The following is a 12336-nucleotide window of genomic DNA, read 5'->3' as shown; positions in this document are numbered from 1 at the left end:
ACCTGTCGACATGGCCAAGAGCGGTGCGCCCTATCAGCAGTCGAACGTTCCCCTCGCCGTCCGCATGCGCCCGCGCAGTCTCGACGAGGTTGCGGGACAGAGACATCTGCTCGCCCCGGGCTCTCCGCTGGTTTCACTGGCCAGCGACACAGGAGGTACGACGGGCTCTGTCTCCGTCATCCTCTGGGGCCCTCCTGGCACTGGGAAGACTACGATCGCGCAAGCCATAGCGAAATCATCTGGGCGGCGCTTCGTCGAGCTCTCAGCCGTGACGGCAGGCGTCAAGGATGTCCGTCGAGTCATGGAGGAGGCGCTGAACAGTCGCGATCTCTATGGGCTGTCGACGGTGCTCTTTCTCGACGAGATCCACCGTTTCACAAAGGCTCAGCAAGATGCTCTTCTTCCTGGGGTAGAGAACGGGTGGGTAATCCTCGTCGCTGCGACCACGGAGAACCCGTCGTTCTCCGTGATCTCTCCTCTGCTCTCTCGCTCGCTGTTGCTCACCCTCGAACAGCTGACCGATGATGACCTTCGCGTACTCCTCGATCGCGCCGTCGCGGATGAGCGAGGCCTCGGGGGCGCGGTGGCGCTCGACGACGAGGCGCGAGACGCCATCGTCCGCCTCGCATCGGGCGATGCTCGGCGGGCACTCACCGCGCTCGAGGCAGCTGCAGTCTCCGCATCGGCAGAATCGGATGCACCCGTCATCACCGCAGAAATCGTCGCCTCTGCCGTCGATCGAGCTCTGCTGCGGTACGACAAGAACGGAGATGAGCACTACGACGTCATCAGCGCATTCATCAAATCCATCAGAGGCTCCGATCCAGATGCCGCACTGCATTATCTCGCACGCATGATCGAGGCGGGGGAGGACCCTCGGTTCATCGCCCGCCGAGTCATCATCTCTGCTGCCGAGGACATCGGCATGGCTGATCCTCAGGCGCTGCAGGTCGCGGTCTCGGCGGCTCAGGCGGTGCAGCTAATCGGCATGCCCGAGGGGCGCATTCCGCTCGCCGAGGCCGTGGTCTATCTTGCGACGGCTGCCAAGTCGAACGCGGCGTACATGGGAATCAACCAAGCGATCTCGGACGTCAAGTCCGGCAGAATCGGCCGAGTTCCGCGTCATCTTCGTGATTCTCATTACCCTGGCGCGAAACGACTCGGGCACGGTGCGGGCTACGTGTATCCGCACGATGCGGAGCTCGGAGTCGCAGAGCAGCAGTATCTTCCGGATGAGCTGCGGGAAGTCCGGTATTATCGGCCCACGCAGCATGGGAATGAACGGGATGTCTCGTCCCGACTGTCGAAGCTTCTCCGCATTGTGCGCGGCAACAAGAACCACTGAGCGCATGATAAGATAGCCGATGGCCTGTTCCTGATGATCACGTGCGGCTGCGTCTTCATCACTCGGTCGGGTGTCACTCTGTAGCCGAGTGCCCCAAGGCCAATCCCTCTGCCCTGCCGTGCGCTCGCGCGCGCATGCAAAGCACTGTTAGAGAATTTCAATCGAAAGGACATCGTGTCGAACACGTCCCGTTCAAAGACGCGTCTCTCGCGCGCCCTCGGCGTAGCACTGACCCCGAAGGCCGCTCGCTACATGGAGAAGCGTCCCTACGCTCCCGGTGAGCACGGCCGCACCAAGCGCAAAGCTGACTCAGACTACGCAGTCCGCCTCCGCGAAAAGCAGCGTCTCCGCGCCCAGTACGGTATCCGCGAGAAGCAGCTCAAGATCGCCTTCGAGGAAGCCCGTCGCCGCAAGGGCCTGACGGGTGAGAACCTCGTCGAGATCCTCGAAACCCGTCTCGACGCCCTCGTTCTGCGCGCTGGATTCGCGCGCACGACGGCGCAGGCACGCCAGATGGTCGTGCACCGCCACATTCTCGTCGACGGCCAGATCGTCGACCGTCCTTCCTTCCGCGTCAAGGAGGGGCAGCTCATCCACGTCAAGACCCGCAGCGAGTCCAGCGATCTCTTCCAGGTCGCCGCCGCTGGTGGCCACGCGGAGGTCCTCCCGAAGGTTCCCGGCTACCTCGAGGTCGAGCTCGACAAGCTTCAGGCTCGTCTCGTTCGCGCCCCGAAGCGTGCCGAGATTCCTGTCACTTGTGAGGTTCAGCTCGTCGTCGAGTACTACTCGGGTCGCTGATTTCATTTTCAGTCGAGAGGGTCACGGGAAACCGTGGCCCTCTTGCTGTTTCCGCTCCGGACGGTCGAAGCCACCGGGTAGGATTGTCGATGGCTTACGCACTTCCCGAGGAGATGAACATGAAGAACCTGCTGTTGCTTGTCGTGGGCATCGCGACAGGTTTCGTCGTGGCGCACAAGGTGAACAGAACCAAGCGAGGAAGCGAGTTCTTTGCTGACGTCGACGCAAAGCTGCGCGAGTTTACCGACACCGTCGCAGAGTCCTATCGGGAACGCGAGAAGGAGCTGCGCAGCACCATCGACTCTCTCGTCGAAGACGCGGAAGCGGCGATCGGCGACCTCAACAAGCGCTGAGCGCTTCCAACACCAGATACGAACGAACGGACATATGAAGACTGCGGATATCCGTCAACGTTGGCTTGATTTCTTCGGGGAGCGTGGGCACACGGTCGTCCCCAGCGCCTCTCTTGTGAGCGAAGACCCCACGGTGATGTTCACGATCGCCGGCATGGTTCCGTTCATCCCGTATCTGACAGGCCTGATTCCCGCACCGTATCCGCGTGCGACGAGCGTCCAGAAGTGCATCCGCACGAATGACATCGAAGAGGTCGGGAAGACACCACGCCATGGCACCTTCTTCCAGATGAACGGGAATTTCTCGTTCGGTGACTATTTCAAGAAGGAGGCCATAGGGTTTGCGTGGGAGCTTCTGACAACTCCTGAAGCCGACGGCGGTTACGGCTTCGACGACAAGGATCTCTGGGTCACCGTCTATAAGGACGACGACGAAGCCATCTCGCTCTGGAAGACCATCGCCGGTCTGCCTGACGAGCGCATCCAGCGACTCGATAAGGACACCAACTACTGGTCAACCGGCCATCCAGGACCGGCAGGGCCATGCTCCGAGATCTTCTTTGACCGCGGCCCGAGCTACGGCATCGACGGAGGTCCAGCCACGGACGATGATCGCTACGTCGAGATCTGGAATCTCGTGTTCATGCAGTACGCGATCGAGAATGTCCGCAGCAAGACCGAATTCGATATCGTCGGCGAACTGCCCTCGAAGAACATCGACACCGGCATGGGCCTTGAGCGTGTGGCCTTCCTCAAGCAGGGCGTCGAGAACATGTACGAAATCGATCAGGTTCGTCCCGTTCTGGATCGCGCCGCCGAGCTATCGGGCCGTCGCTATGGCGCGGACCACGAAGATGACGTCCGCATGCGCGTCATCGCTGACCACGTCCGATCCTCACTCATGCTCATGAGCGATGGGGTGACGCCGTCCAACGAGGGGCGGGGGTACATTCTGCGTCGCCTCCTCCGCCGCAGCGTCCGAGCCATGCGGCTGCTCGGAGTCGACGGAGCCACATTCCCTGAGCTCTTCACAGCGTCAAGAGACGCGATGAGCCCCTCCTATCCAGAGGTAGAGCGTGACTTCGCACGCATCTCCCAGGCCGCGTATGGCGAGGAGGAGACGTTCCTCCGCACGCTCGCCGCTGGCACGACGATCCTCGACCTCGCCGTCGACAATTCGAAGAAGGCCGGAAACGATGTTCTCGCGGGCGATACCGCGTTCCTCCTTCACGACACGTACGGGTTCCCGATCGATCTGACGCTGGAGATCGCCGATGAAGCGGGGCTTCGGGTCGATCGGTCGGCGTTCGACACTCTCATGGCAGAGCAGAAGCAGCGCGCCAAGGCGGATGCCAAGAACAAGAAGTCACACGTCGCGGATCTCAGCGTCTACAGCACATTCCGCGCCCTCGGAGAGACGCACTTCACCGGGTATACAGAGCTCACGACGGAGTCACGAGTTCTCGGTATCATCGTCGATGGCGCGCCCGTCACGTTCGCATCGGAGGGGCAGAAAGCCGAGGTCATACTCGCAGAGACGGCACTCTACGCAGAGTCTGGCGGGCAGGATGCCGACAAGGGGCAGATCGTCGGCGACGGCTTCGAGCTCACGGTGCTCGACGTGCAGCGCCCCGTGAAAGGCCTCATCAGCCACACTGTCTCGGTTGCCAGCGGAGTGGTTTCGGTGGATGCCACGGCAACGACGATCGTCGATGGCGACTACCGCCGCGGCGCCCGTCAGGCTCACTCGGGAACGCACGTGATCCATGCCGCGCTCCGGCAGATCCTCGGCCCCAACGCTCATCAGTCCGGTTCCTATAACAAAGCGGGGTATCTGCGTCTCGATTTCTCGTGGAACCAGTCGCTTTCTCGCGAGACTCTGACAGAGATCGAGGAGATCTCGAACAACGCGATCCGAGACAACCTCGAGGTCGTCACCCGAGAGATGCCACTCGACGAGGCGAAAGAACTTGGTGCGATGGCTCTGTTCGGTGAGAAGTACGGCGACGTCGTGCGTGTCGTCGACATCGGCGGCCCATGGTCGAGAGAGCTCTGCGCCGGGACACACGTCGCGACGAGCTCCGAGATCGGAATGATCAACCTTGTCAACGAATCCTCAGTGGGTTCCACGAACCGCCGTGTCGAGTCACTCGTCGGCCTCGAGGCTTTCGAAGACCTCGCGGCTGAGCGTGCCATCGTACGGGAACTGACAAGCTCTTTGAAGACTCCCCGCGAGCAGCTGCCAGCTCGCATCGCGGATCTCGTCGCCGGCCTCAAGCAGGCCGAAAAGAAGATCAAGGAGTACGAGGCGCGTGCTCTTGCAGAGCGAGTTCCATCCCTGGTGGACAAGGCTAACCGCGTCGGCGGCTATCGCGTTGTCGCCGAGTCCCTGGGAGAGGCCGCCTCCGCAGACGACCTCCGAAGCCTTGTGATGTCCGTTCGCGATCGTCTCGGGTCGGAACCGGCGGTCGTCGCACTCGCGGGGGCTGTCTCTGGGCGCCCCGTCATCATTGTGGCGACGAACGCAGCGGCTCGTGACGCCGGTGCACGTGCGGGGCAGCTTGTGCGCACCGCGGCATCCGTCCTCGGCGGCGGCGGAGGCGGCAAGGACGATCTCGCTCAGGGTGGCGGTCAGGAAGTCTCAGCCATCCCCTCCGCTCTCAGTGCCGTAATCGACGGCCTTAAAGGCTGACCTGTGACCGGATTCCGCACCGGTGTGCGCATTGGAATTGATGTCGGCAAGGCCCGCATTGGCGTCTCGAGGTCGGACCTCCACGGCATGCTCGCGACCCCTGTCGAGACAGTGGCTCGTGATCACTCGGGCGATGCCGACCTCGCACGCTTGCGCGCCATCATCGACGAGGCGGACGCATTTGAGGTCATTGTCGGCCTGCCGCTGTCCTTATCGGGAGCGCACACTCCATCGACAGACGATGCCGTGGACTTCGCAACCCGACTCGCTGATCGAATCGACACTCCCGTGCGTCTCGTCGACGAGAGGCTGTCGACCGTCTCGGCTCACTCGGCGCTTCACAGTTCCGGACGCACCCACAAAGGTTCACGTAAGATCGTTGACCAAGTTGCCGCAGTAATCATTCTCCAGCATGCTATGGATGCCGAGAAGACAACCCTGACTCCACCCGGAACCCTGGTGGAGTCGCCCCCTGAATTGTGAGCACAAATGCCTTCCGACCCCACTGGCCCTGACTCAAGCCCCGATCCTCTCGACCATCTGTCCAACGACTCTGAAGGTGGCGACCGCCCACTCTCGCGTCGAGAGCGACGCGAACGCGAGCGCGCTCAGTCCAGTGAAAGCTCGGCAGTCGATGCTGACACCGCCGCGTCCGCAACTGGTGATGCGGTTCGTCATCGAGCAGAGCGCGACACCTCGGCGAGCTCCTCCTCCGAGCGCAATCCCGTCACGTCCAGCCTCGATGCTCTTCTCATCGAAGCGGCGGGGGAGGACCGTTCGGCTCGTCGTCGGCGCCTGAGCCCAGAGGACAAACCTCGCCGCAACGTCAAGAGCATCGTGCTCTGGACGCTGCTTCCGCTCATCGTCATCGGCGCGATCATCGCGAGCGGGTTCTATGTGTGGCAGACCTTCGAACCTCAGATTCGCTCAGTCATGGGCTGGCAGGAGCCCATCGACTACGAGGGAAGCGGGTCCGGCGAGGTACTCGTCGTCATCGCAGAAGGAGACTCAGGGTCCGACATCGCGGCCACGTTGAAGGAATCTGGCGTCACGAAGACGTCAGAGGCCTTCTACAAGCTGCTCCTGACCCAGGAGCCTGAGCCGACTTTCCAGCCGGGGACGTACTCACTCAAGAAGAAGATGAGCGCGCAGTCGGCGCTGAACGCGCTTCTCGACCCCGACAATAAGGTGGAGCGTACTGCTGTCATTCCCGAAGGGCTCACCGGCGAGAGCATCCTGCAGCGACTGAGCGATGCCACAGAGATCTCTCTCGACGATTTACGCGCCGCTGCCGAGAAGCCCACTGACTTCGGCATCCCTGAATCTGCTCCGTCCATCGAGGGTTGGCTCTTCCCAGCGACCTACACGTTCGAGCCTGATCTCAGCGCTCACGACGTCATCAAGATCCTCGTCGACCGCACCTTCCAGGCCCTCGATGAGGCGGGAGTGGCCGAGGCTGATCGGGAGCGCGTGCTCACGACAGCATCCGTGATTCAGCGCGAGGCGCGCCAGAAGGATGACTTCTACAAGGTCTCTCGCGTCATCCAGAACCGTCTCGAGGCCGACATGAAGCTGCAGATGGACTCCACCGCCCAATACGGCGTCGATGCGGAAAACGACAGCGTGTGGTCGAGCCAGGAAGCACTCGATTCAGACAATCCGTGGAACACGTATAAGCACAAGGGTCTGCCGATCGGGCCGATCTCAAGCCCCGGTTCTCTCGCCATCGACGCAGCGATCAACCCCGCTGACGGAGACTGGATCTACTTCGTGACCGTGAATCTCGACACAGGAGAGACCATCTTCTCGACGACGAACGCAGAACACGAGAAGGCGGTCGAGAAGCTGCGAGCGTGGTGCAAGGCGAATCCGGACAGAGGATGCTGACACGCAGCCGACTCGCGGTGCTCGGTTCTCCGATCGCTCACTCGCTGTCGCCACTTCTTCACCGTACGGCGTACGCGACCATGGGCCGTGACTGGGAGTACGACCGAATCGAGATGACCGAGCGGGATCTCCCGGCCTTCCTCCGAACGCGCGATTCGTCATGGCGAGGGCTGTCGCTGACGATGCCGTTGAAGGGCGTCGCGTACGAGGCATCCTCCACTCGTGACGATGATGCGCGCGCTACGGGAGCCGTCAACACACTGCGTTTCGAAGACGATGGTTCGCTCTCGGGCGTCAACACCGACGTTCAGGGAATCGTGCGGGCCGTCTCCGCAGCAGGGGTGCCTCGTCCGAAAAGCGTGCTCATCCTGGGCGGGGGTGCGACCGCGGCATCCGCCCTCGTGGCTGTAGCGCGCCTCGGCGTCGATCGTGTCGAGGCCGCTGCGCGCAGCGTCGAGCGAGCCGCACACCTCATCACACTGTCTGAACGTCTCGGGCTTGAGCTCTCCTTGCGGCCCTTCGCCGCTGACGTCGCGCCGTTGAGTTCGGAGCTCGTCATCTCAACGCTCCCCGGAGGGCTACCGGCTCCTGAGCGGTACGCGAGCGAGGATGCACGTCACGCCTTGCTCTTGGACGTGGCGTACTCACCGTGGCCGAGTGCCCTCGCTCAGGACTGGGATTCCGCGGGCGGACGCGTTCTGAGCGGACGCTCGATGCTCGTGCACCAAGCCCTCATTCAAATCCGGGTCTTCGAGTTCGGCGACCCTCACTCCCCGTTGCCCGACGAACAGCGCGTGCTGCTGTCGATGCTCTCGGCGATCGGATTGCCGGCTGACGGGTTGGAATCCGGTTCGAACGGCTGACACACGCACCGGCGAGGCTCACCGCTGTGGAAAGATGGAGTCATGCTTCGTTGGCTCACGGCCGGAGAATCCCACGGCCCCGAACTCATCGCCGTGCTCGAGGGACTTCCCGCGGGCGTTCCCATCTCACTCGACGGCATCCGCGCTGATCTTGCGCGTCGAAAACTCGGGTATGGGCGCGGAAGCCGCATGAAGTTCGAGCAGGACGAACTGCACCTTTCCGGAGGCGTCGTCCAGGGCGCGAGCCTCGGCAGTCCCGTCGCCATTCGCATCGGCAACACCGAGTGGCCGAAGTGGACGGAGGTCATGAACCCGGAGCCCACCGAACTGAGCGACAGATCCCGTGGTCGTGGCGCGCCTCTCACCCGACCTCGGCCCGGACACGCGGATCTCGTCGGAATGCAGAAGTACGGCTTCGACACCTCCCGGCCGATCTTGGAACGCGCGAGCGCCCGCGAGACCGCTGCTCGCGTCGCGCTCGGCGCCGTGGCGAAAGCGTTCCTGAGCGAGCTCGGCATCCGACTCGTGAGTCACACGCTCTCGATCGGTCCGGTGCGCGTCCCTGAGGACGCTCAGCTCCCGGTTCCCGGAGACCTCGACCGTCTCGACGCCGACCCACTGCGCTGCGCCGATCCCGAGACCAGCGCGCGCATGGTCGCGGAGGTCGACGATGCTCGCAAGTCCGGCGACACTCTCGGCGGTGTGGTCGAGGTGCTCGCCTACGATGTCCCGCCGGGATTGGGCTCGCACGTGCACTGGGACCGACGGCTCGATGGTCGTCTGGCTCAGGCTCTCATGGGCATTCAAGCGATCAAGGGCGTCGAAGTGGGGGATGGTTTCACAACGACCACGCGGCGAGGCTCTGAAGCGCATGACGAGCTGTATCCCGAAGACGGCGAGATCCATCGTGCGAGCGACCGTGCCGGCGGTACCGAGGGCGGCATGTCGACTGGCACAGTGCTTCGCGTGCGCGCTGGCATGAAGCCCATCGCGACGGTGCCCCGTGCCCTGCGCACGGTGGATGTCGTCACCGGTGAGAAAGCGACGGCTCATCACCAGCGATCCGATGTCTGCGCCGTGCCCGCTGCGGGTGTCGTAGCCGAGGCGATGGTCGCGCTCGTTCTCGCTGATGCTGTGCTCGAGAAGTTCGGCGGCGACTCTGTTCCCGAGACAAGGCGCAACCTGAACTCGTATCTCGACGCGATTCCGTCGACTCTCCGCACCGCACGTGCTGAAGCCGGCGATCTCTGACGTGACACGAGCTCTCCCACTCGTCTTCATCGGGCCTATGGGGTCCGGCAAAACTCGCATCGGAAAACGGGTCGCGAAGCTGCTGGGCGTCCCATTCATCGACACCGACAAGGCGATTGTCGCTGAGCACGGGCCAATCACGCAGATCTTTGCGGACCATGGAGAAGCGCGCTTCCGCGAACTCGAGCGTGCCGCCGTGGCCGACGCTCTGTCGCAGCGTGCTGTCGTCTCGCTCGGCGGAGGAGCGGTGATCGACCCCGAGACACAGCGCGACCTGCGGCTCCACACCGTGGTTGAGCTCACGGTGACGGCGGATGCCGTGCTCGCGCGCATGGACACGTCCAAGAGGCCGTTGCTCGCTGACGGCCCGGAGGCCTGGCAGCGCATCTACGACGAGAGGCGCGAGATCTACGCGACGCTCGCGACCATGACCTTCGACACCTCGACAGGGCCGATCACTCGCATCGCGCAGAACATCGCAGAGTGGGCGAGAGGCTCGGACAAGGAGAACATCAATGACTGATCACACGACGATCACTGTTGCCGGAGAGACTCCGTACGACGTCGTCGTCGGGCGCGGACTTCGCCTCGACGCCGCACAATATCTGAGTCCGTCAGTCGCGAAGGTCCTCATCGTCCACCCGCCGACATTGGCCACGGCCGCAGAAGAGCTCCGCGAATCTCTCTCGGGCGAGCGACAGGTGCTGCTCGCCGAGATTCCGGACGCAGAGGCCGGCAAGCGGGTCGAGGTGGCCGCGTTCTGCTGGCAGATCATGGGCCAGGCGGATTTCACACGAACGGATGCCGTCATCGGCTTCGGTGGGGGAGCCACGACGGACCTCGCCGGATTCGTCGCCGCCACCTGGCTCCGCGGGGTCGAGCTCCTGCAGATCCCGACGACCGTGCTCGGCACCGTGGATGCCGCTGTCGGCGGAAAGACCGGCATCAACACCGCGGAGGGTAAGAACCTCGTCGGAGCTTTTCATGCGCCTCGCGCGGTGCTCGCAGATCTCGACGCGCTCGGGCCGCTCCCGCGCAATGAGGTGCTCGCGGGCTTCGCCGAGATCGCCAAGTGCGGGTTCATCGCCGAACCAGAGATCCTCGACCTCATCGAGCAGGACGTGGACGCCGTGACGGACACAGACTCCGAGCAGTTCCGCCGAGCCGTCGAGCTCTCCATCGCGGTCAAGGCCGAGATCGTCGGAGAGGACTTCCGCGAGTCGGGCCGCCGTGAGTTCCTGAACTACGGGCACACGCTCGGTCACGCGATCGAGCACACGGAGCGGTATCAGTGGCGACACGGTGCCGCAGTCAGCATCGGAATGGTCTATGCCGCCGAGCTCTCGAACCTTGCCGGACGGCTCTCCGATGAGGCGGTTGAACGCCACCGCAGCATCCTCAGCTCGCTCACGCTCCCGCTGGAGTATCCCGTCGGTCGTTGGAAGACGCTTCTCGCCACCATGCAGCGCGACAAGAAGGCACGAGGCGGGATGCTCCGCTTCATCGTCTTGGACGACATCGCTCGCCCGACTGTGCTTCAGGCGCCGGATCAGTCGCTTCTGTTCTCCGCATATCAGGAGATCGGGTCCTAGCCTCTATGCTGTGGACATGACCCGCGTACTCATTCTGAACGGCCCGAACCTCGGCCAGCTCGGTGTCCGTGAGCCATCGGTGTATGGAACGGAGACTCTCGATGATCTCGCGCATCAGCTTCAGACGGAGTTCCGCGACCACGAGATCGAGGCCCGTCAGACCGACAGCGAAGCCGAGATGCTCAGCTGGCTGCACAGCGCGATGGCATCGAAGACACCCGTCGTTCTGAACGCTGGCGCCTGGACGCATTACTCCTACGCAGTGCGTGACGCCGTTTCGATGATCACATCAGCGGGCACTCCCGTCATCGAAGTGCACATCTCGAATCCGCACGCCCGTGAGGAGTTTCGTCACACGAGCGTCCTCACGGCCGTCTCCACGGGGGTCATCGCGGGATTCGGCTTCGACTCCTATCGACTCGCCGTGACCCAGCTCATTCGTTGAGCGCGGCTCCTTTGGCGCCGCCCGCGGCGGGCGGTAAACTCTCAGATCGGGCCACTTCCGGCCAATCAACTTCCACCTGAACGGAATTCCTTTTCATGGCATCAACCGCTGACATCAAGAACGGAGCTGTGCTCAGCCTCGATGGGCACCTGTGGAGCGTCATCGAGTTCCAGCACGTCAAGCCGGGCAAGGGCGGCGCGTTCGTGCGAACCAAGCTGAAGAACGTCGTCACGGGCAAGACCGTCGACAAGACCTTCAACGCGGGCACCAAGCTTGACTTCGAGAACGTCGACCGACGCGAGTACACCTATCTGTACAACGACGGCGACGCGTTCGTCTTCATGGACCAGAGCGACTACGACCAGATCAACGTTCCCTCCGCCATCGTCGGCGACGCCGCGAACTTCATGCTCGAGAACCAGTCGATCACGATTGCGATGCACGACGGCAACCCGCTCTACATCGAGATGCCGGCGTCCGTCATCCTCGAGATCACGTACACAGAGCCGGGACTCCAGGGTGACCGTTCGACGGGCGGAACCAAGTCCGCCACTGTCGAGACGGGCTACGAGATCCAGGTTCCGCTCTTCCTCGAGACCGGAACGAAGGTCAAGGTGGACACGCGCACGGGTGACTACCTCGGCCGCGTCAACGACTAGTGAGCGCACGTTCCAAGGCGCGAAAGCGCGCCATCGACATTCTGTACAGCGCTGACGTCCGACAGATCTCGCTGCGCGACGCACTCGGAAACGAGGCCGTGCGCGCAGCGAATGAGCCCGAGCGTCAGGCATCCTGGCTCTACGCCCGTGACATCGTCGACGGCATTGCCGATCACCAGGCGGAGATCGACGAGCAGATCGAGACCTACGCGCAGGGCTGGACGCTGGCTCGGATGCCCACCGTCGATCGGGCCATACTTCGGATCGGCGTGTGGGAGCTGCTGTACAACGACGAGATTCCGACCGGAGTGGCGATCAATGAGGCCGTGGAATCGGCGAAGACTCTCTCGACGGACGAGTCGTCGGGGTTCGTGAACGGGCTGCTCGGCAAGATCGCGGAAGCGTCGGGAGTCGCCTGAGCAGTCCGCTCGACCTCGTGCGGTACTATCGA

13 protein-coding genes are annotated in these 12336 nt (G+C 63.1%); all 13 read left to right on the top strand.

The features are described 5' to 3' along the window. The first annotated feature begins 10 nt into the window (after nt 1-10). The 13 genes from ACSAGD_RS06710 to nusB all read left to right on the top strand — a co-directional run bounded on the left by ACSAGD_RS06710 (nt 11) and on the right by nusB (nt 12304). Complete coding sequence (locus tag ACSAGD_RS06710) at nt 11-1345, top strand: replication-associated recombination protein A (protein ID WP_437584938.1); 1335 nt, start codon at nt 11-13, stop codon at nt 1343-1345. A gap of 174 nt (nt 1346-1519) precedes the next feature. Further along, nucleotides 1520-2143 (top strand): 30S ribosomal protein S4, encoded by a 624-nt coding sequence (gene rpsD, locus ACSAGD_RS06705; protein WP_437584937.1) that lies wholly within the window; start codon nt 1520-1522, stop codon nt 2141-2143. 89 nt (nt 2144-2232) lie between these two features. Further along, on the top strand, nt 2233-2496 hold the full coding sequence (locus ACSAGD_RS06700) for a hypothetical protein (RefSeq protein ID WP_437584936.1): 264 nt from the start codon (nt 2233-2235) through the stop codon (nt 2494-2496). A gap of 34 nt (nt 2497-2530) precedes the next feature. After that, the gene (gene alaS, locus ACSAGD_RS06695; RefSeq protein WP_437584935.1) at nt 2531-5188 is read left to right on the top strand and encodes an alanine--tRNA ligase; all 2658 of its coding nucleotides are present in this window, start codon (nt 2531-2533) and stop codon (nt 5186-5188) included. A 3-nt stretch (nt 5189-5191) separates the two neighbouring features. Then, on the top strand, nt 5192-5671 hold the full coding sequence (gene ruvX, locus ACSAGD_RS06690) for a Holliday junction resolvase RuvX (RefSeq protein ID WP_437584934.1): 480 nt from the start codon (nt 5192-5194) through the stop codon (nt 5669-5671). Between the two features lie 6 nt (nt 5672-5677). Continuing rightward, nucleotides 5678-7075: an endolytic transglycosylase MltG gene (mltG, locus tag ACSAGD_RS06685; protein ID WP_437584933.1), complete on the top strand. Its 1398-nt coding sequence runs from the start codon at nt 5678-5680 to the stop codon at nt 7073-7075. Further along, nucleotides 7069-7938 (top strand): shikimate dehydrogenase family protein, encoded by an 870-nt coding sequence (locus ACSAGD_RS06680; protein WP_437584932.1) that lies wholly within the window; start codon nt 7069-7071, stop codon nt 7936-7938. The genes mltG and ACSAGD_RS06680 overlap by 7 nt, the downstream gene beginning before the upstream one ends. 42 nt (nt 7939-7980) lie before the next feature. After that, nucleotides 7981-9189, top strand: coding sequence for a chorismate synthase (gene aroC / locus ACSAGD_RS06675; RefSeq protein ID WP_437584931.1), 1209 nt, complete (start codon nt 7981-7983; stop codon nt 9187-9189). Nucleotides 9190-9226: 37 nt separating this feature from the next. Next, nucleotides 9227-9712 (top strand): shikimate kinase, encoded by a 486-nt coding sequence (locus ACSAGD_RS06670; protein ID WP_437585131.1) that lies wholly within the window; start codon nt 9227-9229, stop codon nt 9710-9712. Further along, nucleotides 9705-10781, top strand: a complete 1077-nt coding sequence (gene aroB / locus ACSAGD_RS06665; protein ID WP_437584930.1) for a 3-dehydroquinate synthase — start codon at nt 9705-9707, stop codon at nt 10779-10781. Before ACSAGD_RS06670 ends, aroB begins: the two co-directional genes overlap by 8 nt. Before the next feature lie 16 nt (nt 10782-10797). Continuing rightward, nucleotides 10798-11226, top strand: a complete 429-nt coding sequence (locus tag ACSAGD_RS06660) for a type II 3-dehydroquinate dehydratase (protein ID WP_437584929.1) — start codon at nt 10798-10800, stop codon at nt 11224-11226. A 95-nt stretch (nt 11227-11321) separates the two neighbouring features. Then, entirely contained in the window at nt 11322-11885 is a 564-nt protein-coding gene (gene efp, locus ACSAGD_RS06655) for an elongation factor P (RefSeq protein ID WP_437584928.1), read from the top strand. Continuing rightward, nucleotides 11885-12304 carry a transcription antitermination factor NusB gene (nusB, locus tag ACSAGD_RS06650; protein ID WP_437584927.1) on the top strand — a complete coding sequence of 140 codons (420 nt, stop codon included), beginning with the start codon at nt 11885-11887 and terminating at the stop codon, nt 12302-12304. Before efp ends, nusB begins: the two co-directional genes overlap by 1 nt. Nucleotides 12305-12336: the final 32 nt, after the last annotated feature.

It is taken from the genome of Paramicrobacterium salitolerans (genome assembly GCF_051513965.1).
Lineage (GTDB): Bacteria > Actinomycetota > Actinomycetes > Actinomycetales > Microbacteriaceae > Paramicrobacterium.
This window is presented reverse-complemented; position numbering and strand designations above follow the sequence as displayed.